Source organism: uncultured Algimonas sp., from assembly GCF_947498175.1.
GTDB lineage: Bacteria > Pseudomonadota > Alphaproteobacteria > Caulobacterales > Maricaulaceae > Litorimonas.
Window position 1 is genome coordinate 301,699 of sequence record NZ_CANMJB010000004.1, and the last position, 24,160, is coordinate 325,858.

Here is a 24,160-nt window from a genome sequence, read left to right on the forward strand (position 1 = left end):
ACCATGTCCAAGCGAGTCATCATTGCCGGAGCCATCACCCTTCTCACCTTTGTCGGTGCGCATGTGCTGTTCGCCGCCGGAACCGCGCGGTATGTCGAGAATAGTTTTGTCAGCCGTGGGCCGAATGTACGTGCCATCGCCGATAATATACCCCGCGACGATCCGAGGCTGATTGCCCGTCATGTAGACATCAACGGCGCGGCGGATCTGATCGGGCTGTACGCCAAATCCCGTATGGAAAGGTCGGACGCGCCGGATATCATCTTGGCCGGGTCGTCTGTCTCGTATGGCTTCGGCGTGTCGCAGAACGCCAATCTGGCCGCAGCCATGACGCGTGTCTCAGATACGCCGATCGACATCGGCAATGTGGCCATCACAGCCTATGATGTGCGCAGTCTGGGTATTTTCCTGTGTGAGCTCGTCGCCCACGATCTGTCGCCGGACCTGCTTCTAGTCGAGATTCCGGTCGTGAACGAAATTCCCTCGATCAACGGGCCGAACCCGCCCAATCGTCAATGGTTTCAGGATGGGACCTGCCCTCCGGACGATTCCGGCAAGCCGCCATCGTCGCTATTCCAGTACTTCCTGCGACATCCCTGGGGAGTGCATACGCCGTCTATGTTATCGGACAGGGACGGCCCTACGCGCGACGACGCCGTGGTCAATACCCTTCAGGCACCACCCGCGACCTATAATTTCACGCCGGCCGACATCGCTTCCAAGAGAGAGCTCGCCAAGGAAAGGCTGCAGAAACTGATCTCCGTCACCAAACTATACGATGTCCCCACCGCCTTCTTCCGCAGCCCTCTCTACCGGCCGGTGTTCGATAAAGGCGGTCTTGGGCCGATGCTCGACAGCTATGACGATATCTGGCGCGAACTGTGCACTTCCAACGCTGTCGTTTGCATCGACACGTTCGAGGATATCGAGAAAGCGGCCGACAACTTCTACAATCTGACCCATTTCAACGCCTATGGTGCTGAAACCTATTCCGTCGCATTGCTCGGCGAGCTCCAACGTCTGGGCTATGACGTGCCGACAACGAGCCGCTTCGTCCCGCGCAAAGCTCCCGTTTCCACCCGACCCGACAACAGCGTCGATCTGGACGGTCCGTTCGAGGCTCTCGCAACGCGCTTCTTCCTGCGCGAAACGCCCGGGGAACCCGACGATGTCATCTATTTCAGGCCGCTGGCGGGCAAGATCCGTCTGATCCAGTCGAACGGAGAGCGGTCCAATCAATGGACCTACATGCGCGAGGACGACGGACGTGTGACGTTTACCTTCATCCGGCGATTTGCCGACGGCCGCAAGCAGCAGAGCGCCGTCGGAACCGTGGAATTTACCGAGTCAGGCTGGACCGAGCGCACGGACGGGACGACGGATGCCTTGCCCGCAACCAGCACGGTCAGCCTGATGGAGGACGGATCGCTGCAGCGCACCGCCAATGGCCGCACGGAGCGCCATCTTGCCGCCGAACGATTGACACTCCCGCCCCTGACGCCGCGCTAAGGCGACAGGACCGCTAGAGCCGCTCGATCGGCACGAGAGTGCCGTCGGGTATGTCGGCCGCGCTCACCAGCACGGACAGGCTCTTCATCGTCTGGTCGAGCGGCACTTGCAGCTCGCCTGTTCTGGCCTGCCGGACGAAGCGCTGCAGGGTCCGGCGAAAGGCGGTGAAATTGTCGGATATGGTGATCTGGCGACCGCCTTTCGATCCGCTGATCTGCAATCCGAAGAACGGGCCTTCGGGACCGAGATTGGCAATGGACAGCGTCTCGCTCCCCGCGCAGCCGACGGTTCGCGTGGCCCCGTTCCGCACGATCCATTTCGGGTCGAGATGCGGGAAGGCCCCGAGAGCGGCGTCGATCATGTGGATGCCGTATTTGTCCCAGCCATTGATGACCGCGCACTGGATGGACATCAAATTGCCGACAAGATCGGGCTGGCCGCGAAAGTCGTCCAGTTCGCGCGCGAACCGCAGCCCCGAACAGCTCATCAGCTTGCCGGACGCCAGATAGGGCCGGAAGGCTTCGATATCGGCGCGGTCGAGGCTGAGCGGCTTGTCGACGAAGACGGACAGTCCCGCTTCGAGAAACGGCATGGCCATCTCCGCGTGACGCAAGTGGTCGTCGCGGGCGATGACGACCGCATCGACGGTTCCGGTCATGTCGGACAGCTCGTTCACGACCGTTTCGATCCGGCACGCCTTCGCAATCGTTCGCGACAGATCCCGTTCCTGCGTCCAGACATGGGTGACGCGGGCATCGGGCAATCCGATGTCGGCGCGGTCCTGACGGGAGAGATAGCGGTGGATGCCGTCCCATCCCGAAGTCGCCATGCCGTCTTCGTCATAGCCGTTGACGATGGCCGAAAACGAAAAAGGGTGGCCGTTGCCGGGGCTCAGGCCGACCATGCCGAGCCGCAACGGCGCGTCGACCTCGGCTACCATGCGGTCCAGCCGCCATCGATGCTGATGTTCTGACCGGTGATGTAGCTGGCCGCATCCGTGCACAGCATGACGGCGGCCGCCTTGACCTCGTGCGGATGGCCGATGCGCCCGACCATCGTCTTCTCGCCCAAGCGCTCGATGAAGGCCGGGTTTTCCTTCTGCGTGGATTCGTAAGGGAAGGGCCCGGGGCTGATCGCATTCACGCGGATGCCCTTGGGCGACAGGAAACTGGCCAGATAGCGGTTGAGTTGCACCACGCCGCCCTTGGCCGCATTGTAGGAGGGCGGATTGGCGTAACGCTCGCCGTCATACATGCGGTGGTCGGGCGCGACGAGACCGTACATGGAGGCCACGTTCAGGATGACGCCGCCGGGCGATTTCAGATGCGGCTCGAACGCTTTCGTCATGCGGAACACGCCGTTGAGCGAGATGTTGATGTCGAACAGCCAGTCTTCCTCGCTGATCGACTCCCATGTATTCTTCTTGCCGAAGCCGGAGCAGTTGACGAGACCGTCCAGCGTCTCGAAATCGTCGGTCACGGCGATGCGAAGGGCTTCGACCGCTTCGCTGTCGCCGATATCGACCCCGTAGCCGCGGCAATCCGTGCCGTAGCTTTCAGCGAGTCCTTTGGCGAATGACCGGCAGTTTTCCGCATCCCGACTCGCCACCAACACGTTGGCCCCTTGCTCCGCCAGGCCATGGCTGATCTGCGATCCCAGCAGACCCGCCCCACCGGAGACGAGGAATGTCCGTCCAGACAAGTTCAGAAGAGATTTGAGCGAATGATTCATCTATAGTCTCGGATTAAGTCAGGCTGGCGAAGGAACCGCGTCTCTCGGCCGGTCCATATATCGAGTGGGAGCGTGACGGTTTCGGTCTTGTTGATTGGACCCAGACGCAGTGTAGGGGAGCCTTACGAGGCGAGGCAAGACCGTTTCCGGAATAGAGGTCCGTTTTCGGAGCCGGATATACAAAGCGCCTCGCATATCAGCTCCGAGTTTTGGCTGATATGCTATCGCCGTCTCCATCATCCACATTTCCAAACAGCGCGGCGCGGCGATAAGCAGCAGATCGGCAGATGAATCCTCATTCTACCTGCAGCAGGTCGGTGCGTGATATTCATGCACTTCGCCGCGGTCTGCCCTGGACCTGTGTCGCACCCTTTGGACTTCTCATGTCGAGGTTGGATTGACGATGAACCCGTGACGCAGCGACTGATCCGTGGATAGCATTTTTGAAAGGCCATATTTCAGGCAAATCGAATGCTTTCGGACCTTGCCGGAATCACGCGCCCGACTGCCTTACAAACCCGTCGCAAGGATCGTCGCGCTGCGCCGCATCCGTGACTCGGATCACGTCATAGAGGCCCGGATCCTTTGCCGTGCCCGCTTCGATGAATCCGACTACCCTGACACGCGCATCGGGCTGGACCCGCGACAGATAGAGCGGGACTCCGCGATCCTTGCGAGCATGACCGGATCCGGCGATCAGCACGACGGGCGCGGGCCCCGGCGAGGCCGCGTGGGCCTCCAGCGTGCGTGCGGCGAAAGTCGCGTCGCGCAAACGTTATGCTTCGATCATGCCCGCCGCCATCTCGGGCGCGATCAGGCCGCAATGAGCGTCGATATGGCCAATGGCGACAACATCGGCCAGCTGGACCCATGGCAATGGCCGGACGCTTTTAGCGACATGACGGTGGACGATACCAACGCCATGCTGGACGCGCTGGCCATCACGCCACGGCGTGCGAGTGACCAATCGCCCGACTGGGCCGGACATGTGGTCGCGGATCATTTGGGCCTTAGCATGGACGACAAGCACGCCCGGTCGCGGTTCAAGACCATGCTCAAGACATGGCTGGCCAATGGGGTGATCAGGACCGTCCATCTGGACGACGGCAAGCGCAACAAGCGGCCTCATATTGAGGTCACTGGAAAGCATCGCGCATGATTGCCTCACCACTTAATAAGCCCGGTGTGGCAGGTGTGGCAAACGCCCCCCGTCAACACTGCCTCACCACCACCCCGCCCCCTTTAGAGGGTGGGTGGTGTGGTGTGGCCATGCAGCGCATTCGCGGTGGGGTGTGGCAGCACGCCTTGCAAATGGTCCCAATGCCCCCGTTTTCTTTTGAGGGTGGGACCGACGATGGGAGTTGTTTTTCTACACACACACGGGAGGGCTGCCCAATGGCTAAACCTTCCACGCTGGTGAAGCGGTTCGCAAAGACCCTATCGGTTCCGACTGGCCGCATGGCTGGGAAGCCGATCAAGCTGGCCCCGTATCAAAACCGGTTCATCGACGGCACTTTTGCCTCCGGCGTCAACATTGGCGTTCTGTCTGTGGGGCGCGGCAACGGCAAGTCGGCTCTGTCCGCAATCCTCGGTCTGGGGGAACTGTGCGGGGCATGGTCGAGCGAAGCAGAGCGCGAAATCATTATCGCGGCCCGGACGCAAGAACGGGCGAAGATCGCGTGGCGCTACGTCGTGTCTTTCATCGCCACGCTTAGCGAAACTGAACAGGCCAAGTTTACGATCCGGCGGCAACCCCGCTTTGAAATCCAGTATGACGACGCCAACGGCCCGCATATGCTCAAGGCAATCTCTGCCGACGGCAAGTCTGCGCTAGGTTCCAGTCCGACGCTCTGCATCTTGGACGAGCGCGGCCATTGGGCACTGTCTGCTGGTGACGCGCTCGAGGGCGCGCTGCTGACCGGCGCGTCCAAGCGTGACGGCAAGGTGCTGATCATATCGACCTCGACCAGCAATGATATGCACCCGCTTTCCCTCTGGCTGGATCGTGACGCACCCGGCGTCTATCGCCAAGAGCATCGGCCTACGCCCGGTCTGCCCGTGGACGACGAGGCCAGTCTGCTGATCGCCAATCCCGGCGCGAAGCATGGGATCGGCCCGACACTGACCCGGCTAAAACAGGACGCGGCGCTAGCCATGGAGCGCGGCGGCTCTGCCCTATCCCAATCCCGTCTGCTGTTCCGCAACGAGCGGGTGCAGGAAGACAACCGGGACGCGCTAATCACGTTGGACGAATGGCTTGCGCTTGAGACGGACGACCTGCCCCCACGGCAAGGCTCTGTCGTCATCGGACTGGATCAAGGCCAATCGGCGTCCATGACGGCGGTGGCGTTCCTGTGGCCCGACACGGGACGGCTGGAAGCGTTCGGCGCGTTCGGCACGCAACCGAGGCTCGAGGCGCGCGGCCAGTCCGACGCGGTAGGCGACTTGTATTCGACCATGCACAAGCGTGGGGAACTGCTGCTGATGGGCAAGCGCACGGTCCCGCTCGAGCAATTCCTGCGGGTCATGCTGGCCAAACTGGACGGCGAAACCATGGCGGCAATCGTCTGTGACCGGTTCAAGCAATCCGAAATCTCGGACGGGCTGGACGCTATTGGCAACCGCGCGCCCGTTATCTGGCGCGGCATGGGCTTCCGGGACGGCGGGAAAGACGTGGAACGGTTCCGGCGGTCTGTCTTCGTCGGCAAGGTCCACACCGGAACGAACTATCTACTGCATCACGCCATGGGCGAGGCGGCGGTGCAAATCGACCCGGCGGGCAATTCCAAGATTGTGAAGGGGCGGAGCATGGGCCGGATCGACGCGGCTTGTGCGGCCGTGCTGGCCGTCGCGGAAGGCGCGCGCATCATGGGCTGCCCTGCGGCTAAAACAGGGAGGTTCGCATGGGGCTGAAATCCATAGCGTCGCGACTGATCGCGAAACATGGCCAAACGGCTACCATCCTTCGCCCCGGCGAGGGAACGGAGAATGCGTTCTGGGAACCCATTCCCGGTGAAGATGTGCCGCACCCTGCGACAGTGCTGCTGGCATCGGTTGCTGTGGATCTGGAAGCCTTCGCAGGTGGCCAGACGGCGCTGACCGATAATCGGGTGCTGGTTTCCGTCGAGGGGTTGGGAATTGTCCCTGATACCTCTGACAAGCTGCTTCTGGGCGGGGTGGAATACCGGACGGAGAAAGTGACGCGCCTGGCCCCGGCTGGCAAGGTTATCTTTTACGAAATGCAGGTCCACTCCAATGAGTAGGCGGGTTGAACATATCCGTCACTCCAAGCGCGTGACGCGCGGCCCTCGGTGGAAGGCGCTGCGGATGCAGGCGTTGGACCATGACGGCTGGGCCTGTGTCGTCTGCGGCACGCATAAGCGGCTCGAGGTCGATCATATCCAGCCGGTGCGGACGCATCCAGAACTCGCTAACGATCTGGACAACCTGCAATGCCTTTGCGGCCTCTGCCACACCCGGAAAACAAGAATTGAAGTCGGCCATAAACCGCTGACTCCAAAGCGCCAACAATGGCGCGACATGCAGCGAAACCCTGTCACGCATAAGGAGAATGATCATGCTGACATCTAAGAAACTCGAGCTGCGACGCTCGGAAATCCGCCAGTCCCTTTCGGAGCTGGCAAACATCGAAAACCCGTCCGATGACGAGGTGCGCAAGATTGGCGAACTGGATACGGAATACCGGTCCAAGGAAGCCCAATACCGCGCGGCCCTGATCTCGGAAGACGATGAGCGCCGGGAAGCCAGTGCGGAACTCGAGACCCGTTCTGACAAGGAATGGGCGGACATGGCGTCCGGTTTCGAGGTTCGCCAAGTCGCGGCGGCGCTGGACACGGGCGCGACCATTGACGGCGTGACGGCGGAAGTCGTGCAGGAACTTCGCAATGCAGGCGGCTTTCAAGGCATCCCGGTTCCGCTCGAGGCGCTGGAAACCCGGGCCGGTGAAACGCTGGCGGGCGGCGTTCCTGATCCTATCCGCACTATGCCGACAATCGACCGCATCTTTGCAGGCTCGAGCGCCACGCAAATGGGTTGCCAGATGATCAACGTCGGCGTTGGCGAGGTGGAATACCCTGTCGCGACCGGCGGGGCGCAACCCGGCTGGGCTGATAGCGAAACTGGCGACGTTCCGGGGCCGCAAGCCTATACGACGGTGGACCTTCGTATGCGCCCGGATCAGATGCTTGGCGTGCAGATGAAAATCACGCGGAAGGCGCTGAAATAAGCCGGGGCTGGACTGGAGCAATCCATCCGACGCGACATTCAGGCGGCAATCAAGGAAGAGACGGGGTGGGTTATCTTCCTGGGCTCTGGCACATCCGGCGAACCGCTGGGCGTCATCACGGGCGCATCGACCTACGGCATCACGGAAACGGCTGTGGACGCTGCGGCGTCTTACGCGGCCTTCCGCGCTGCTGTGGTGCGCTTCATGACGGCAAACGCGGCAAACTCGGCTAAAGCCGTGAACCTGCTGCTGCGCCCTGAAATCTTCGACAACATAGACGACGACCTTATCACGGGCACGGCCACGTCGGAGTGGGACCGCCTTGTTGCCAAGATTGGCCAGACGGTGCTGACAACGAACGGCCTCACGGCCCCGGCGGGTGATCCGGCGGCGTCCAAGGCGCTGCTGACGACCGCGACCAACGGCGTTGCGCCGATCTTCTGCGGCATATGGGGAGCGGTGGACCTTATCCGCGACCCCTATTCGGACGCCAAGTCCGGCCAGTTGCGCCTGACGGCCCTGACGACCATGGATGTGACGGTTGCGCGAGGCGTGCAGCTGGAAGTCCTGACGGGTCTGCAATAATGCTCTGGGGCGGTCTGCAAGGCGGCTTAGAGGTTCGCCAAGAGGGTGAAGCCGTCCGCGTAGCGGGCCGCTTCCCCTATGACACCCGGACGGAACTTGCACCGGGTTACTTTGAGACCATCGCGCGGGGCGTTTACGTCGCGCGTAAACTCTGGCGAGGAACTTCACTTCCTCGCTGGCCACGACTTCGAGAAACCGCTGGCCAGTCGAAGCGCCGGCACGTTGACCGTGCGGAGCGATGACGACGCGCTTGTCATCGAGGCGACCGTGGCAGGTCAAACATCATGGGCACGGGACTTTCTCGCGGCGGATAGTGCGGGGCTGATCCGGAGCTTGTCGCCGGGGTTCCGTGTGGACCCGGACGGCGAGCGCGTGACGCGGATGGGCGAAACCGTTCATCGGACCATCACGGCGGCGGCTCTGGCCGAAATCTCGGCTGTGACCCGTGCAGCCTACCCTACGGCACAAATCGAGGCCCGGAACTGGTCTGCGGACTGCCCCGTGCCCCGTCGCGTCATCCCGGCGCGCCAACGGTGGAGGGCTTAGGCATGATAGAACTTCGCAAAGAAGACGAGGCAATCCCGGCCAGCTATCCAACTGCCACAGCCCCGGCTGGAGTGAACCCGGCGGCGGTCTGGCAACACATCGAGGCTTACACCTGGACGCGCTGCACCGATCGCACCGTGACGTGGACGGTCGAGGGAGACACGGGCGACGATTGGACCCCGCCCTTGTCGCCTGTAACGGCCATGCAGGCGGAGCGGTGGAATGACGGCGCTTGGCGGCATACCTTGCGGATGACGACGACCACGTAAGCGTGTCGTCCTATTCGGTGAATATGGGCGGGGCCATTCAGGAATCCTATTCTCGGAGCGCGGCGCATACCGCCCGCGCCCTGCAAAATAGCGGGGCGGCTGATCTGCTGCGCCCCTATCGGAGGCTCAAATGATCTGGCAATTCAAGAAGAAAACGGAAATCCGCTCTGCATCTAGCGGGGGCTACACGTCGCAAATGATCTACGCCCGGACGGCCTACATCACGGGCACGAACGGCACGGCGGAACTGACTGCGACCGTCCAGGGTGCGGTTTCGCTCTGGGAAAACGGGTTGTCGGTTGCGGACGTGACCAGCACGGGTTTGCTGACCCATCGCACGCTCGGCATCATCGGGCGCATGTTCGCGCTACGCGGCGAAGCCCTGTTCTACATGGCGGACTACGTGCTGATTCCGGCATCGGATTGGGACTTGACCACGCGGTTATCGGTCCCGACTGCTTACCGGCTGACGCTTCCCGATACGGGCGGCGGTCGCACCGTAACGGCCTTGGCGGGTGAAGTGCTGCACTTCCGCATCGGTGCGGACGCAATCTAGCCTTGGACCGGCACGGCCCCGCTCAAACGGTCCAGCCTGTCGGCTGATCTGCTGCAAGTCATCGAGCGGGCCATGGTCGAGATTTACGGCGACGCCCCACTAGGCTCGAGCATCGTTCCATTCCCTAAAACGCCGGAAGCGGACCTGTCCGAACTGGCGAGGGGCTTTCGCGGGACGCGGGGGCGAGTGCAGGTGCGCGAAAGCGTCAACGTCTCGGCTGCGGGCGGACCGGCCCCGGTGCAGGATTGGCGTGCAAACGACCTTACGCCCGATCTCTCCAAGGCGCTTATGGACAAGACGCTGGATCAGGCGCTGGAGCAAATCGCTATGGCGTTCGGCATCCTTCACGGCATCCTCAACCGGGCCACGACCGGCCCCATGATCCGGGAGGCGCAACGCCACCTCGCGCAATGGACGCTATCGCCCATCGCCGGGATGATCGCGGAGGAAGCATCCGAAAAGCTGGGCGGAATCGTCACGCTTAATGTCGAGCGTCCCTTGCAAGCCTTCGACACGGGCGGGCGCGCTCGAGCGGCCAAAGCGCTGGTCGATACCATGACGGCGGCGAAGGAAAGCGGCGCTGACATGGGCGAGGCTATGCGGCTGGTCGATTGGGCGAAATGACGACACATTGACATTGTGCCCGGATCGCGGGCATGACGGAACGGCGAAGCGGGGTGCGTCAACACCCCGCCCGCCTTATCACTAACCGCTTAACTGGAGCGACCAATGACTGACAAAACCCCTACCACGAATCCGCCTGCTGAAAAGCCGTCCCATCGCCTTGGCGATATAGAAGATAAGCTGGCCGAAGCCTGCGACCTTACACGCATTTTCATCATGATCGACGGCGTGAATTGCCAATAAGAAGCTGTGGCCCTCGGCCTTGTGGAGGAAAAATCTTTTGGGCCGATTGGATGGAATCAAGGCTGACGTTGAAAGCCTTCGCATGTCGATGCTGACACCGGAGCAGCGCGCGTTTCTGGATCGTGCAGCATAAGCGCGCCGAAGGAAATTTCACCCCTCACGCTCGAGGTCGAGTTGCATAGCGTTGCGGAGTCATGCCGGGCGTTGCTTATGCTTTCGGGTTCAGATGAGAACAGCGCCGATTATTTGCGGTCCAGCATGGGATACGTCGGCGGACACCTGAGGCGCGACCTTTTGGACCTTTATAGCAAGGTTGGAATTGAGCCGCCGGAAATACTCTGACGGCTCGACACCTACTTAGAAAAGCCAGCGCGGCGAGGCGTCTTCGCAGACTTCGACTTGAAGGGCACAACGCTTGCCCGAATAGTCGAAGTGACGCGCAACGACCTTGTGCGCCGGTTTTCCCCGATCTTCCCAAAGAATGTCACCGACGGCTGGAATGAAGCCCTCGGTTTCATCGTCGTATTCGTGCAGCGGGGCCGGGTCATAGGCCATGCCGGGATTGTCGATAAACGCTCTGACGTGCCATTTCATAGTGATCTCCTTAGTTGAGTAGGCGTCCACTGTGTAAAACGCATTGGAGGGTTGCGCAAGGGTCGAGCGCGTGTTACGCGATGGACATGAAATCGGCTACGCTTATCGACCTGCTGGCAGAGGCATACAAAATCGAACGCAAGACAATTGCGCTCTATGATCGGCATCTAAAGGAAGCAGGATACATTCCGAAGGGGCGAGGGCGACATGCCCCCGCTGCCCGTCCTGAAGACGCCGCGCTATTGACACTCGCCCTGCTGGCAACTGATAAACCGGCCAAGGCTGTTCAGCGAGTCGAGCGGTTCCGTGGCCTTCAATGTGTCGCAGACCGGTCTAGCGGAGCATTCCCGGACGCTTACAATATCCAAGAAGGCACGACAATCGAGGACGCGCTAACCGCCTTCTTCGCATCCGATATCTATGACGGCTCGCCTTATGTCGAGGTCCACGAGAATGCCCGGACGGCGCGTATCGAGTTTTTCGGACAAGGCGAAATCATAGGAAAAGCCTTCTTCCGCACCGTCGATAAGACCGAGGCGCAACTAGAGCAGGATCGCCGCGAATTGCTAGGCATCCGACAAATGCGGGGGCTGGCGTCGTCCGAGTTGTTGCGGGTCCATGTCCCTTTCTACCTTGAGCGCCGCGAAGGCGTTTCGTGGGAGGAAATGCTGCCTGCTAGCGAACAAGGGGAGGGCCGATGACTCAGCTGATTGTTATGTCGCCTGACGACCTCAAGACGCTAGTCCACGGCGCTGTGCTGGAAGCTATCGGCGCGACCAAGAAGCCGGAAGTCTGGTTGACCGTTCAAGAGGTCGCAAAGCGGCTCGGCAAGACGGATAAGACAATCCGGCGCTGGATCAGCGAAAGCATCCTTACGCGCGTCTCTGCCGGCGACGGATCGCCCTATCGCATTTCATCCTTGGAAGTCGCGGAGTTGAGCCGTTCGGCCAATTCCTGCGGCGACGTTTCGTAATAGACAAGGAGCTGGTTCAGGTTTTTATGACCCGTCACGCGCTGCAAATCCAAGGGATTGACGAAGACCCGCGCCAAGCGGGTTATGCCCTCATGCCTGCTGTCATGGAAGACGAGGTTTTCGATCCCGCTTGCGTCTCTGGCCGTGCGGAAGACCGAATCCCTGTCGGCATCGCTGATCAGGAACGGGTGGTCGTTCGGGGCTGTCCTGTCACCCCGGACCTTGGCCACAATCTCTCTCGCCCGCGCCGTCAAAGGCACGAAACGCGGCTTGCTATTCTTGCTATCGGGAAGGTGGACCACGTTGTCCTGAATGTCCCGGTTTCGCATCCGCAAAATCTCGCTGCTGCGTATGGCCGTTTCTATAGCGAACAGGAAGACCGCACCGGTGATCTGTTTCTTGCTTACCCATGGTTCACGGTCGAGGTCGAGCAGGCCACTGATCGTGTCGATTTCATCCGGCAGGACGCGACGATCCCTTGCGGGCGGATCGGCGAACTTTTTCACATCGTCCATGGGGGACGACTGGATCAGCTGCCATTCCTTCCATGCGACACGGAAGACGTTGCGGAGCAGGTTCAACTCCCTGTTGACGCTGCTGTCTGCGACTTTGCCGCGCCGCATGTCGCGCCAAGCTATCAAGTCCGTTGTGGTGATCTGGCTGATAACGAAGTCGCCCAAGGGTTTCCCGTTAATCTCATCGCGGGCGAACCGGTCGAGGCGAATGACCTCCCATCGTGCGCCCTTCTTGCCAGCGGAGCGTTCGCAAACCTGCCGCATCGTATCACTGCTGTCGGTCCCGCCAGTTATTCCAGCCTTAAACTCCCGCGCCCAAACCTGCGCTTCGCGCTTGTTGCGGAACGACTTGGCCTTGCGGATGGACTTGCCATTGACGCGGAGCGCGACCTGCGCCTGCCGCTTCCCACCCTTTTGAACGAACGTCGCCATGCTGACGGTAGTAATCACGTCGTAACGACGCTGGCAACCGATGGGTCACGAACCTTCCGTGACCTTCCCAAATCTGAACAAATCGGGGGTAAAGGAAAAACAATAGAAGAACGTCGCCCATCCAACGGAAAGGATGGTGCCCCCACACGGCACGATGCCGCATGAAAAAACTATTCTAAAACAGAATGATAAGATAATCAAGCAACGAATTGTAGCACAAGAAAACAGCTACTTGTGGCACATGGCAGTTTGAGTAGGACTGTAACAGCATGAATCTCAGAAGAGGCACGGTGCCTTTTTCATGAATTAAGATATATCAAAGAGTTAGCAAAAGATCATTTCGTTTCTGTGTCACACTGCAAAGCTCAATTGTGGCACCTTCAACCACTAAACCAATTACTGGAATAAGTGCGCCCACATGGCACGGCGCAGTTGGGAAGGGATTTGGACCAACTACCGCAAGCACGGCGGAAATGTTCTCTACCACTATGCTGAGCTCGATGCGTGATTGAAATCCGGTGTTGCAGGCGATCACCAAGTCATCCAAAGGCGTCGAAAAATTGCGTGACCTGCTGCCATTCATGACAAAATAACACCGGAAAAAATTGTCTGAGTTTTGTATGCTTCTTGGCATTCTAACACGCTACGTCCGGCTGGTCTGGCACCGCAAGCCACAGATGTTTCGACTTGGTGACCTGTTCAGATATGAACGCTGGTCGGGCAAGAATTATAGCATGCAATCTTGCACAAAAATCGACGTGTTACCGCCTTGGATCAAGCTTCACCTGTCGTGATGGCGCACGACTCTATGGCCGTTCACTGCCATCAAAAACGGGGCTATGTCTTTGCCAGAGGCGAGGTTTTTTCAGACATCAAGGGATGTGCAGTCATACTTTAACAGTAAATGCTTTAGGCCAGTCGCGGTCTCAGACGTGCTCGGCCCGGTGCTTGATCTCGGCCGATGGCGTAGTCGTAACGAGCGTTAGCAGGATTGTCCCGACGGGGATGGGCAGTCGGGGTATGTTCAAAGAGGGTGAAAACCACGATGATACGCTGTCAGTTGAAACCCCCACTCTAGGGTATCTTGTCGGTCTAGACCCAGCGCCGCTCGCCGCCTTCGGGCGTATAGGCCTCGACCACTCCCAAGACCGCCACGCTGAAATGACGTAGTTAATGATGTTGGCAAAACGAGGGTCTTCCACCCTCGTCACGTCTTGCGAACCCTGGTTTTAGACGAAAGCGAGTAGACGTTGAAGTTTAAAATGTGCCTGTTCAAGGCACAGACCGAGCAATTCTGAAGCCTATATGCGATGTACCAAAGGCGAGATCCTGCGCTTGACGCGCGGCTGGCCGAAATCGAACGCAATATGACGTGGAACACAAGAACGAGCCGCCTTTGATCGTACCGACGGCGATACCCGGTCGAGAGGGATCGGCCCCGCTCGTTCCGGCAAGCTGGCGGGCGTTCGGGTCATGCGAACCGGCATAGGGTGTCGCCGTCCATTCCCAGACATTCCCGACTATGTCGTACAGACCGTATCCGTTTGGAGGATAAGAGGCGACCGGAGCTAGTCCCGAATAGCCGTCCCGCCCTTCGTCCACAATTGGAAACAGCCCCTGCCAAACGTTGGCCCTCTTGTCGCGGGAGCGATCCTCTGCTTCGGTCCAACTCCATAGCGATCCATCCAGCCCACCGCGTGCAGCGTATTCCCATTCGGCTTCTGTTGGCAATCTTCCTCCAGCCCACGTGGCATAAGCTTCGGCATCTGCCCGTGTCACATGAATGACCGGATAGTTCGGAGAGGTTTCGCTGCCGGAACCTTCGGGAGCTTGCCATGAAGCGCCTGGCTGTAGGCTCCACCAGCTCAGCGGAGTGTCAGGTCGGGCAGCAAGCGGAGTGAACAAGGCGGAAGCGGGTGGTAAGTCGACACCGGGTCCATCTGGTTCGTCACTTCGCCAACCCCGTTCAGCACGTGTGAGATAACCGGTGGCTAGAACGAATGCCGCAAATTGAGCATTTGTGACCTCTGTTGATCCGATCTCGAAGTCACTGACGCAAGCGGTGTGGACAGGCGCTTCTTCAGGATATGTCCGATCATCGCCCATCTGGAAACAATCGCCCGCAATGGATACCCATTCCGTTTCCACCAGTGGTATAACGGAAGCCGGCTCCGATTGGACAGGTGCGGCACGATCGGAACAAGCAGTGCAGGCAATGGCAGCGGCCAGCCCCAGCGAAGAGGCCAGAATAATTTTCCGGCGATCATGGAGCGGTGGCATTATGATAAAGCTTCGCGCAGTGGATTATTACGTGAAAATGCCCATTGGATAAAGCAGGCTTTACCATGCCGGTCGTCTTCAGGCGATGTAATCGATAGCGGAATAAAATGCCCCATCAAAAAAATGGTGGCCGGAGGGTCTGACAGTCGTGCCTCCGTAGAGCGTAGCCGACCGATTGCCATCTGTCGCTTGATGGCAAACACTATTCGGTTTGAGGTATCGGTCGGATTCATGTCGATATTCTAGTCGATACCGCACTGATGGTAATCAGCTTTTCCGACCATGAGGGGCATGTGGCGATCTGGAATGATGGCGCCGTTGTGCTGGACGACTTGTCCTGCCAGGTCGTTTCCCGACCTTGCCGCATCTACCAGGCTCGAGCCTTCGACGAGCGAGGCGATTAGGGCAGCGTTGAAACTGTCGCCTGCGCCGGTCGTATCCGTAGGTTGTATCTGCGAAATTACGGGTACAGGGTTGGGAGCTTTGCCGTCCTCGTAGACCGTCGCTCCTCTTGCGCCGCATTTGAGAACGACGGTCCGAACACCTAGGTCGTGCCACCGCGACGCGTGTCGATGGCCCGCCATGTCTCCGTGTAGACAGTTTTCGTCATCTATAGTCGGCAGACCGAGCGTCGTGTTGGAAATGACCCGGTCGAACGCATCTCGCGCTTTCTCGACATTGTGCCAGCCTTTGGCGCGGAAATTTGGATCAAAGACAACCTGTCCGCCTCTCTGCTTCACCGTTCTGCTGATCGATACGATAAGGTCTTGGGCAGACGCATTAAAAATGGATAAACTTATGCCAGACAGGAATAACCAATCGGCTTGTTTCATTGTTTCGATGGCGGTCTCATGACCGGGCAGCGAAAAATAGGATTTCGCAGCACTTTTACCTCGCCAATAAAAAAAGGATCTTTCCCCGTCATGTTCGTTCCGGATGGCGTACAAGCCGGGCAAACGGGTGGGGTGTCGAAGCACGTGGCCGACTTGGATGCCTTCGTTCTCCCACCGATGCAGCATTTCATCAGAGTACGGATCATGTCCAAGAGCGGTAATGTAATGGGGTGCCAGGCCAAGGCGCGCTAGGTAGACGGCAGTATTCAGCGTGTCTCCACCGTAAGACAGTTGTACCTCTCCCTTGTGAGGATGGGTCAACTCTATCATGGCTTCGCCCAATAAGACGATGCTCGGAGATGGGGTGGAGGGATTTACGGCTACCAGTTCCACATCGAGCCATCTTTCAGCCGGGCAATTGGAAGCTGCTTAGCAGAGTACGGATATTTTGCGGCCAGATCTTCGTCTATATCCACGCCAATGCCCGGTTCATCTCCTGGGTGTAGATAACCGTCCGAGAAGGAGTAGGCGTGCGGGAATACTTCATCCGTTTCCGGTGTGTGCCTCATATATTCCTGAATGCCGAAGTTCGGCACCCATAGATCGAAATTCAGCGCAGCGCCCATACAGGCTGGCGACAGGTCTGTCGCGCCGTGGGAGCCGGTGCGAACTTGATATAGCGCCGCAAGATTGGCGATCTGCCGGAGATGCGTGATGCCTCCCGCATGGACGACTGTCGCGCGGATGAAATCTATAAGCTGTTCTTCTATCAGAGTTCTACAATCGTGAATACTATTGAAAACTTCGCCTACAGCGAGAGGCGTCGTCGTGTGGTTGCGAACTAATCGGAAGCCTTCCTGATTCTCAGCAGGCGTACAATCTTCCATCCAGAACAGATCGAATGGTTCAAGGCTTTTACCGAGGCGACCGGCTTCGATGGGTGTCAGACGATGATGAACATCGTGCAGGAGATGGATTTCCGAGCCGTGGACTTCTCTGACGCGTTCAAACAGTTTGGGGGCGAATCGAAGGTATGCCGCAGTGTCCCATATGGTTTCCGTCGGCATGAGTCCGTCGGCCGGTTCATAATACATCTGTCCCCGGCCGACTCCATAGGCACCGTGCACACCTGGTATGCCTGACTGCACTCGGATTGCTTTGTAACCGAGCGAAACATACTTTCCGACTTCGTCCGTCGTATGCTCGATCCCAGAGCCGTTCGCATGGCCGTAGACCATTACGCCATCGCGCGACGCACCGCCCAGAAGCTCGTAAACCGGCATGTTTGCCATTTTGCCTTTTATGTCCCAGAGTGCTGTATCGACGGCTGCAATGGCCGACATCGTTACGGGGCCCCGACGCCAATACGCACCACGATAGAGCCTTTGCCACGTATCTTCGATACGCCGAGGGTCACTGTTAAGAAGAAGCGGGGCGACATGGTCCTCGAGGTAGGACGCCACTGCCAATTCGCGCCCGTTCAGAGTCGCGTCACCAATACCATGTAAACCCTGATCGGTTTCGATCTTCAGCGTCACGAAATTTCTACCTGGTGAACAGACGATGACTTTGGCGTTTGTTATCTTCATTTTGTCGGATCCGGATCGGTTTTTACCCTAATTATCGAGGCCATTCACCCGACCTGCTACGTCGTCCGTTCGGATGCATCCTATTGTCATTCCGGGTCGGTCGCCAGCAAGCGGGATGCTCGCCATTCAGGTATTCAGTGGAATCATTCGGATGTTCTGATCACTTCGTTGTCTAGCTCACGGCGAAGCAATACCTTAATATCGCGTAAAGCTTGCTCTTCCGCGAGGTTCGTTGTTTCGTCTGGGTCTTGTGACAGATCGTAGAGTTCCTCGAAGATTACCTTCCCTAGATTGCCGAGTTCGTGTGTCTGGATGTATTTCCAATCATGGGTTCTGAGCGAACGGATGGGATTAACTTCATGCTGTGAGGAAGGCGCCTCGTACAGGACTGAACTCCGCCACTCTCGCACGCCGTCTTTCATTAACGGCTTCAGAGAAGATCCATGAATGACGACCGGGACTGGGAGCCCGGCCAGATCAAGCAATGTCGGCGTGATGTCGGCGTTTGTGACAAGTGCCCCGGAAATCTGGCCGTCATCGATCTGGGGTCCAGCGATGATTAAAGGTACCCTGATCGAAGCTTCGTAAGCCAAGAGCTTACTGGTCATCTTGTATTCGCCCATGAGCCAGCCATTGTCTCCCATGAAGATGACGTATGTGTTTCTGTCCAGCCCAGTTTGCTCGAGTGTATCCAGGATCTGTCCGACCGCCTTGTCAAGATCGGTCACGGCTCCGTAGTAGTCGCGGAAGTGCTGTCGTACGGCTTCAGGATCTTCGTAACCATAGACTTCGATCGCGCGTCGACGCGATCTCGAAGTCGCCAGATAACCCGGCTTTCCTTCGAGATTTGAGTCCCAGGTATTGGGAATAGGTGGGTCTAGCGACTCATACGTTCGTCGCGTCTCTTCAGTGTTCGGCCACGCGAAATTCCGGTCCATATGAGGGGCCAGAGGGCTGTAGTGTATGAAGAACGGCTTACCTCCGTGGTCACTCCGGGCCTGCTCTCGCAGGTAATCCGAAATCTCGCCCGCCATGTTCATTTCGAGATAACCCGACGTCGAAACGGGTTCCCCGTTCTGTATCAGGTTCGTGTCGAAGTAGGACTCGATCCCTTCGAAGTATAGCGCTCGGTCGAATCCGCATTGTTCAGGTGTAGCGGGTCTCTTCAGATGCCATTTACCGAAATACGATGTTTCGTATCCAGCGTCTCTCAATCGTTCGGAGACACAGATCTCATCTTCATTCAGGAACGATTCATCGACGTTCAGAACGCCGTTAGCGCTGGCGTAACGACCCGTTAGCAGCGTTGCTCGACTTGGACTGCAAACCGCAGTCGTGACGATAGCTTGGTCAAACCTGATCCCAGAGGCCGCGAGCTCATTCATATTCGGTGTGACGACCATGGGATTTTTGTACCCGATGGCGTCCCATCTTTGATCGTCCGTGAAAATTAAGATGAAGTTGGGCGGCGACTTAGCGGCTATCGAAGACTCTGCTGCCAAAGAATCTGCCGTCACAGTGTCTGTTTTCGTGGAGGAGGAATTGACACAGGCAGCCAGCAAAGCCATGGCCAGCATAGCAAGTGTCCCCGGGAAATTCCGACGATCGATTGTCATACCTTTATATCTCCGTGGGCTCGAATTTCATTCATACGCCGCTCTGTCAGAGGGTAGGTAATCGCGATAAGGAATGACATGGCGGCTCCTACTGCGGGGATCACGGAAAACATTATCCGCAAACGCGTGGTGACCGCTTCGGTCTGAGCGCCCGCTGAGGCATCAAAGCCCGATAGCTGCAAAATTAGTCCGGTAAGCATGAGGGCCAGAGCCGCTGTGACCTTGAAACTCCACTGGTCAATCGCAGCGATCACGCCTTCGCGTCGTTCCCCGTGTTGGAATTGGTCTTCGTCGACTAAGTCTGCGACCATCGACGCTCTCAATAGGTTGAACCCCGACATGCCTGGCGCCATCATAAGGTACACAATGAATATCAGCAGAGGCATTGTTGGGGAAAAGAAAAAGAACTTGGAAAGAGAGGCAACGCAGACGATTGCGCACGATATTTGGAAGGTTCGGACCTTTCCGATCCTCTTAGCCAGCCAGGCCGTCGCAGGAATGGCTAGAAAGGACGCTATGAAATATACGGAATTACCCGTTGCATACAGCGCTGCAGCGGATTGTTTATCGCCATCGAAAATGTAGTAAATAATCACGTACAGACTTAGGCTGTTCACGATCTGGACGCCCTGACCGAGTAGCAGAATGATTGTAAGAAAATGCAGGACCGTCTTGTTGGTCCCGACTTGCTTCAACACGGTCATGAAGCCGATTTTGTTTCGCTTTATCGTTCGGCTTTGGTCCTCCTTGACGAACAGTGTTGCGCACAGACCGGAAACGAGGAACAGACAGGCCGCACCGATGGCAAGCGCGCGCATTCCTGCAATAGTGCTTTCGAAAATGTCTAACTGGGTTATGAAATACAACCAGGGTACGGCGAAAGACCCGATCTTCATAAAGGCGAAGCGATAGGCTTGCAGTGCGGTCCGGCCGTTGAAATCGTCTGTCAGCTCGTAGCCTAGGGCTAGGTAGGGCACGAAATATATTGTCGAAGCGGTGGTGAATATTAGCAACGACACGAGCAGGTAGCTGAACAAAGCCGACGTCGGAAGCGCTGCAGGGGCCCACCAGACAGCAACGAACGCGAAAGCCGACGCAAAAATCCCCACAAGCATGAAAGGCTTGCGGCGGCCCCACCTCGTTCTCAGACGGTCCGAAAGGTGCCCCATAAAGGGGTCGGTGAAAGCGTCCCAAAGTGTTCGAATGCCGATGACAATTCCTATCAGTGCGGGGCTCAAGCCCAGCGCGATATTGTAGATGGGATAGATCAATTGCTGGACGCCCCAGACATAAAACACTTCGGGCATTCCTCCGATACCCCAGGCAATTTTCTCCTTAAGCTTTGGTGATTTGGACAAGCTATGTTCCCCCGACGTAGAGATCTTCGGGGACCCCTTTATATGGCGTGGCGACGTGAAAGATTCCGCCGTCTGGCGACGGACCGTAACGATCACCATCATCCACCGATTGCTTGCGCGCCGATGTTATGAAGAGCTCTTCCAGCAATGTGCCGCCGAAGCATGGCATTGTAGGGTTGGGCACGGGAACTTCGATCACCTGGTCGATATCACCCGTAGGTGTTACACGCAGAATGCGCCCGGCGTCGGTCGCCGCCACCCAGTAACAGCCGTCCTCGTCGACGGTGGCGCCGTCGGGGCGCCCGAGCGAACCGCCCATCTCCAGGAAAACGCGACGGCAATGCGGAGTTCCATCATCGCGATCGAACTCATATGCCCAGACCGTGGAAACAGCTGGGTGACTATCGGAAAGATACATCGTCTTACCGTCTGGGCTGAACGCGAGTCCGTTCGGGATAATGAGATCGTGGACGACCGGAGACGCAGTGCCTTCCGCGTCGAGACGATACAGCTTCCCGGAAAGCCGGTCGATGGATGGGCGCCAAGACATGCTGCTAGCCCAAAAACGCCCCTGACGATCGCAACGTCCGTCATTCATCCGACTATCCGGGTCGTCGGCCAAGCAAGGCTCGACTGTTTCCAGGACGACGTGCGACTTCTCGAGTCGCATTTTGGCAAATCCGTTTTCTGTTGCAGCGATGAAACTACCGTCGCGCGAACGCGCGAAGCAACCAATGGCTTGCTCACTGTCAAATGTTTGCCAGTCCGCACCTTTTGCCGAGCGAAAAACTTTCTTGGCAAGAATATCTGTCCAGTACAGGGAGCCTTTGTCTGCGATCCAGAGCGGACTCTCGCCTACTTGCATGCGGCAATCATATAGTAGTTCGCTTTGGATCACAGGCCTTGCCACATTTTCAGTCACTTCCTGGCTTCGACGGGCCGGGTGCAGCGCGACATATGCTTCAATCTCGCCTAAAATAAGTCATACAACTTAGCAACTAAGAAAACCTATCTGTTTATAGAATGTAGTAATCCCGACATGTAACCTAGCGAGTAAGCGAATGCAGTCTCTTCGGGAGCCCGCCCTGTGATCTCCGGTACATGGTCGGGCATAATCAGCGCGCTATAGCCAACTTCTCGGTAGATGTTGAGGCTTTCAAGAAGATCCATATCGCCATCATCAGGGAGGGTTTCTATAAAGTCATATCTGCCACCCCGGATATTTCTGAGGTGAACATTGAATATCTTCTTACGCGAACCGAACCATCGGATGACATCATCTATCTCACGCGCAGGGTTTTCCAGACTCTCCGCGATGGTTCCCTGGCAGAAATTTATGCCGTGATAGCGAGATGGACATATCTCTACGAAGCGCTTTAGGCCTTCGACCGATCCCAGAACGGCATCGACGCCTCGAAATCCTGCCGGTGTGCACGGATCATGTGGGTGGCATGCCAGCCGGACCTCGTTCGCTTCTGCGACAGGCACTACTCTTTCCAGAAAGTAGGTGATGCGCTCCCAATATGTGTCTTCGTCGACACGTCCGGCCAAGGTGCGGATTTCGGTGTCACTATGTTTCAGGCTAAATGCAGCGTTTTTTGAATTTCCACGTCCCGAAACGGCACGCGTTCGCGGAATGCCAAGGATGTTCAGATTGTAGCGTGCCGTACGCACACCGCAAATGCCAAGGATTTCTAGGATATGGCAGATGGAGTCGATCTCGCGATCTCGTTCTGGATCCCGCCCCAACATGATGTTCGGGAAGGGAGCTTGTTCTATGGGGGACGAAGGGAGAGGCAGTTGCATCATCATCAGTTCAAGACCGTAGGAGTCTGCGAGAGCCTGCATTTTCTCAACCGCTTCTATCGTCCAATCGTGACCGGAAACATCGGGGTCAAGAGACACACCGACGACCCCTAATTGGCGGAGTTGAGCCAGATAGTCGACGCCGAACCGATTGAGTTGCTTTCGACTTAACTGCATGCCAAGTTTCATAAGGCTTTTACGCACACCGTTTCTGAATCCACATATCCTGTTATGCGATAATGTGTATGACAAATTCGTTCAAGAGAAAGTTACAACGGGATGGCTGCATCACTATCGAAAATATCTAGGCGTCCCGGTGTGCCCATGAGCACATCCGTTCTGGAACAACTTCTCAATTGGTTGAGCAATGCCAAGCTCGAACCTGGAGACAAACTTCCTACGGAGCAGGAGCTCTGTGACAGATACGGGGTCAGTCGAACCGTCATTCGGGAGGTGATCGCCAACCTGAAAGCCCAGGGGCTGGTTGAGAGTCGACGTGGGAGTGGAATGTTCCTGGCATCGCAGACCGACGAACCGCGTATAGATCTACCGGACTTGAGTAGCGAGCGCATAGGTGATGTGCTTGACGTAATCGAGCTGAGGTTGGCTATCGAGGTCGAGAACGCTCGGCTCGCCGCGCTTCGGAGGACGGATTCGTCTCTCTTCAAAATCCAGGCTGCAGAACATGCCTTTGTTGTCGCCGTCAAATCCGGAAGCGTTGGGTCGCGCGAGGATTTCCAGTTTCATAGAGCGATTGCCGAGGCGACATCAAACAAGAGAATTGTTGAGTTCATGCTCTGGCTCGAAGCCGTTCTCATTCCTAGGCGTGTGCTGGGGGCCAAGACACTCCAGAGATCCGGCGATCAGGACTATATGGCTCTGATCACAAAGGAGCATGCTGCGATTTCAGCTGCGATCGCTGAAGGGGACTCGGAAGCCGCGGCGGCCGCAATGAGGCACCACCTGGAAGGAAGCCAACGAAGATATCGTGTGTGGCGTCTGACGTCGCCGCAGACCTGAGGTTCAAACGCTGTCCGGCGGAACCTGCGTGGTAAACACGCCGCCATGATATTCGTCATAATGCGGTCTTTCTGCAGCTTCGGATGAAAGATCGAAACCTTGGGTGCTATCCAGAGGCGTCCAGCCCAATGACCGGCCATCCTCCAAAGCCCATAGTCTCCCTGGATTGTCGGATACCGCAAAAACCGTCTTGTATGAAACATCGGCAGATAGGAGCGATCTGATCACGAGATTGGTCATGTCGCGCGGGCTGATCCAGGTGCGAAGCATTCTGGCGTCGGTGGGTGCCTCCGTGCACGACCCAATCCGAAGCATTACCGTTTCGATACCGAACTTGTCGAAGTAGAGTGATGCCATGGCCTCGGCAAAACATTTGGTGACGGCATAGAAACTGTCCGGCCTTACGGGATCTTTCACCTCGACGAACTCATCTGTCGAGTAGTATCCGACCACATGATGTGAACCCGCAAATACGACACGCTTTACGCCTGCTCGGCGAGCGGATTCGTACAGGTTGATCACCGCATCGATGTTAGCACGTTTGGTTGCCGCAAAGGACATTTCCTTGGAAGTGCCGGCCAAATGGACGACGGTGTCCACACCCGCCATAAGCGCATCGACCGCGTCTGCATCAGCCAGATCTGCAATCTCGATCGGCACATGGTAAAGGTCGGGCGGAGGAATGACATCGGTGAGGGTCAGGTCGAACATCTCGGACAAGCGGGAATGCATCATCTGCCCCAAGCGGCCAGACGCACCGGTCATCAACACCTTTCCCACATCCCGATGCGTGCTATCCAGGCTCGTCATTATACCGATCGCTTATCCACAAGAA

Annotated in this window: 28 protein-coding genes; 15 read left to right on the top strand and 13 right to left on the bottom strand. The window is 57.6% G+C overall.

What is annotated here, in order from left to right:
* The first annotated feature begins 3 nt into the window (after window positions 1-3).
* Window positions 4-1,509, top strand: coding sequence for a hypothetical protein (locus tag Q0718_RS08490; RefSeq protein WP_298916327.1), 1,506 nt, complete (start codon window positions 4-6; stop codon window positions 1,507-1,509).
* Between the two features lie 13 nt (window positions 1,510-1,522).
* Here Q0718_RS08490 and Q0718_RS08495 read toward each other — a convergent pair whose 3' ends face one another.
* The 3 genes from Q0718_RS08495 to Q0718_RS08505 all read right to left on the bottom strand — a co-directional run bounded on the left by Q0718_RS08495 (window position 1,523) and on the right by Q0718_RS08505 (window position 4,012).
* Complete coding sequence (locus Q0718_RS08495; protein WP_298916330.1) at window positions 1,523-2,449, bottom strand: Gfo/Idh/MocA family oxidoreductase; 927 nt, start codon at window positions 2,447-2,449, stop codon at window positions 1,523-1,525.
* Window positions 2,443-3,240 (bottom strand): SDR family oxidoreductase, encoded by a 798-nt coding sequence (locus Q0718_RS08500; protein WP_298916333.1) that lies wholly within the window; start codon window positions 3,238-3,240, stop codon window positions 2,443-2,445. Before Q0718_RS08500 ends, Q0718_RS08495 begins: the two co-directional genes overlap by 7 nt.
* 493 nt (window positions 3,241-3,733) lie before the next feature.
* On the bottom strand, window positions 3,734-4,012 hold the full coding sequence (locus Q0718_RS08505; RefSeq protein ID WP_298916336.1) for a ChaN family lipoprotein: 279 nt from the start codon (window positions 4,010-4,012) through the stop codon (window positions 3,734-3,736).
* Between the two features lie 51 nt (window positions 4,013-4,063).
* Here Q0718_RS08505 and Q0718_RS08510 point away from each other — a divergent pair, with 51 nt between their 5' ends.
* The 11 genes from Q0718_RS08510 to Q0718_RS08560 all read left to right on the top strand — a co-directional run bounded on the left by Q0718_RS08510 (window position 4,064) and on the right by Q0718_RS08560 (window position 10,309).
* Window positions 4,064-4,399 carry a hypothetical protein gene (locus Q0718_RS08510; protein ID WP_298916339.1) on the top strand — a complete coding sequence of 112 codons (336 nt, stop codon included), beginning with the start codon at window positions 4,064-4,066 and terminating at the stop codon, window positions 4,397-4,399.
* A gap of 236 nt (window positions 4,400-4,635) precedes the next feature.
* Entirely contained in the window at window positions 4,636-6,153 is a 1,518-nt protein-coding gene (locus Q0718_RS08515) for a terminase TerL endonuclease subunit (RefSeq protein ID WP_298916341.1), read from the top strand.
* Complete coding sequence (locus Q0718_RS08520; RefSeq protein WP_298916343.1) at window positions 6,144-6,503, top strand: hypothetical protein; 360 nt, start codon at window positions 6,144-6,146, stop codon at window positions 6,501-6,503. The genes Q0718_RS08515 and Q0718_RS08520 overlap by 10 nt, the downstream gene beginning before the upstream one ends.
* Before the next feature lie 64 nt (window positions 6,504-6,567).
* Window positions 6,568-6,831 (top strand): HNH endonuclease signature motif containing protein, encoded by a 264-nt coding sequence (locus tag Q0718_RS08525; protein ID WP_298916346.1) that lies wholly within the window; start codon window positions 6,568-6,570, stop codon window positions 6,829-6,831.
* Window positions 6,818-7,486, top strand: coding sequence for a hypothetical protein (locus Q0718_RS08530; RefSeq protein ID WP_298916351.1), 669 nt, complete (start codon window positions 6,818-6,820; stop codon window positions 7,484-7,486). Before Q0718_RS08525 ends, Q0718_RS08530 begins: the two co-directional genes overlap by 14 nt.
* Window positions 7,487-7,690: 204 nt before the next feature.
* Window positions 7,691-8,071 (top strand): hypothetical protein, encoded by a 381-nt coding sequence (locus Q0718_RS08535; protein ID WP_298916354.1) that lies wholly within the window; start codon window positions 7,691-7,693, stop codon window positions 8,069-8,071.
* Window positions 8,072-8,182: 111 nt separating this feature from the next.
* Window positions 8,183-8,617 (top strand): HK97 family phage prohead protease, encoded by a 435-nt coding sequence (locus Q0718_RS08540; RefSeq protein ID WP_298916357.1) that lies wholly within the window; start codon window positions 8,183-8,185, stop codon window positions 8,615-8,617.
* Window positions 8,618-8,619: 2 nt separating this feature from the next.
* Window positions 8,620-8,886: a hypothetical protein gene (locus Q0718_RS08545; RefSeq protein ID WP_298916360.1), complete on the top strand. Its 267-nt coding sequence runs from the start codon at window positions 8,620-8,622 to the stop codon at window positions 8,884-8,886.
* A gap of 130 nt (window positions 8,887-9,016) precedes the next feature.
* Window positions 9,017-9,442 carry a hypothetical protein gene (locus Q0718_RS08550; protein WP_298916363.1) on the top strand — a complete coding sequence of 142 codons (426 nt, stop codon included), beginning with the start codon at window positions 9,017-9,019 and terminating at the stop codon, window positions 9,440-9,442.
* Between the two features lie 72 nt (window positions 9,443-9,514).
* Window positions 9,515-10,066 (top strand): hypothetical protein, encoded by a 552-nt coding sequence (locus Q0718_RS08555; RefSeq protein ID WP_298916366.1) that lies wholly within the window; start codon window positions 9,515-9,517, stop codon window positions 10,064-10,066.
* A 105-nt stretch (window positions 10,067-10,171) separates the two neighbouring features.
* Entirely contained in the window at window positions 10,172-10,309 is a 138-nt protein-coding gene (locus Q0718_RS08560; RefSeq protein ID WP_298916369.1) for a hypothetical protein, read from the top strand.
* Between the two features lie 357 nt (window positions 10,310-10,666).
* Here Q0718_RS08560 and Q0718_RS08565 read toward each other — a convergent pair whose 3' ends face one another.
* Complete coding sequence (locus tag Q0718_RS08565; RefSeq protein WP_298916371.1) at window positions 10,667-10,903, bottom strand: hypothetical protein; 237 nt, start codon at window positions 10,901-10,903, stop codon at window positions 10,667-10,669.
* Window positions 10,904-10,989: 86 nt separating this feature from the next.
* Between Q0718_RS08565 and Q0718_RS08570 the strand changes: the two genes are divergently transcribed.
* Both Q0718_RS08570 and Q0718_RS08575 read left to right on the top strand, forming a co-directional pair.
* Complete coding sequence (locus Q0718_RS08570; protein WP_298916373.1) at window positions 10,990-11,604, top strand: hypothetical protein; 615 nt, start codon at window positions 10,990-10,992, stop codon at window positions 11,602-11,604.
* Window positions 11,601-11,876: a helix-turn-helix domain-containing protein gene (locus tag Q0718_RS08575; RefSeq protein ID WP_298916376.1), complete on the top strand. Its 276-nt coding sequence runs from the start codon at window positions 11,601-11,603 to the stop codon at window positions 11,874-11,876. Before Q0718_RS08570 ends, Q0718_RS08575 begins: the two co-directional genes overlap by 4 nt.
* Here the strand turns inward: Q0718_RS08575 and Q0718_RS13695 are convergent.
* The 8 genes from Q0718_RS13695 to Q0718_RS08610 form a co-directional block, all read right to left on the bottom strand.
* Window positions 11,807-12,823, bottom strand: coding sequence for a tyrosine-type recombinase/integrase (locus Q0718_RS13695; protein WP_366523854.1), 1,017 nt, complete (start codon window positions 12,821-12,823; stop codon window positions 11,807-11,809). The genes Q0718_RS08575 and Q0718_RS13695 overlap by 70 nt on opposite strands.
* Window positions 12,824-14,095: 1,272 nt before the next feature.
* Window positions 14,096-15,103 (bottom strand): formylglycine-generating enzyme family protein, encoded by a 1,008-nt coding sequence (locus Q0718_RS13700; RefSeq protein WP_366523840.1) that lies wholly within the window; start codon window positions 15,101-15,103, stop codon window positions 14,096-14,098.
* 242 nt (window positions 15,104-15,345) lie between these two features.
* On the bottom strand, window positions 15,346-16,329 hold the full coding sequence (locus tag Q0718_RS08585; protein ID WP_298916381.1) for a sugar kinase: 984 nt from the start codon (window positions 16,327-16,329) through the stop codon (window positions 15,346-15,348).
* Window positions 16,317-17,525 carry a D-mannonate dehydratase ManD gene (gene manD / locus Q0718_RS08590; RefSeq protein WP_366523841.1) on the bottom strand — a complete coding sequence of 403 codons (1,209 nt, stop codon included), beginning with the start codon at window positions 17,523-17,525 and terminating at the stop codon, window positions 16,317-16,319. Before manD ends, Q0718_RS08585 begins: the two co-directional genes overlap by 13 nt.
* 143 nt (window positions 17,526-17,668) lie before the next feature.
* Window positions 17,669-19,141 (bottom strand): sulfatase-like hydrolase/transferase, encoded by a 1,473-nt coding sequence (locus Q0718_RS08595; protein ID WP_298916387.1) that lies wholly within the window; start codon window positions 19,139-19,141, stop codon window positions 17,669-17,671.
* Entirely contained in the window at window positions 19,138-20,499 is a 1,362-nt protein-coding gene (locus tag Q0718_RS08600; RefSeq protein ID WP_298916389.1) for an MFS transporter, read from the bottom strand. The genes Q0718_RS08595 and Q0718_RS08600 overlap by 4 nt, the downstream gene beginning before the upstream one ends.
* Before the next feature lies 1 nt (window position 20,500).
* On the bottom strand, window positions 20,501-21,364 hold the full coding sequence (locus tag Q0718_RS08605; protein WP_298916391.1) for an SMP-30/gluconolactonase/LRE family protein: 864 nt from the start codon (window positions 21,362-21,364) through the stop codon (window positions 20,501-20,503).
* Between the two features lie 143 nt (window positions 21,365-21,507).
* Window positions 21,508-22,494 (bottom strand): mannonate dehydratase, encoded by a 987-nt coding sequence (locus Q0718_RS08610; RefSeq protein WP_298916394.1) that lies wholly within the window; start codon window positions 22,492-22,494, stop codon window positions 21,508-21,510.
* Window positions 22,495-22,629: 135 nt separating this feature from the next.
* Here Q0718_RS08610 and Q0718_RS08615 point away from each other — a divergent pair, with 135 nt between their 5' ends.
* Complete coding sequence (locus tag Q0718_RS08615; protein ID WP_298916397.1) at window positions 22,630-23,325, top strand: FadR/GntR family transcriptional regulator; 696 nt, start codon at window positions 22,630-22,632, stop codon at window positions 23,323-23,325.
* Window positions 23,326-23,328: 3 nt separating this feature from the next.
* Here the strand turns inward: Q0718_RS08615 and Q0718_RS08620 are convergent, their stop codons facing one another.
* The gene (locus tag Q0718_RS08620; RefSeq protein WP_298916400.1) at window positions 23,329-24,135 is read right to left on the bottom strand and encodes an NAD(P)-dependent oxidoreductase; all 807 of its coding nucleotides are present in this window, start codon (window positions 24,133-24,135) and stop codon (window positions 23,329-23,331) included.
* Between the last annotated feature and the right edge of the window lie 25 nt (window positions 24,136-24,160).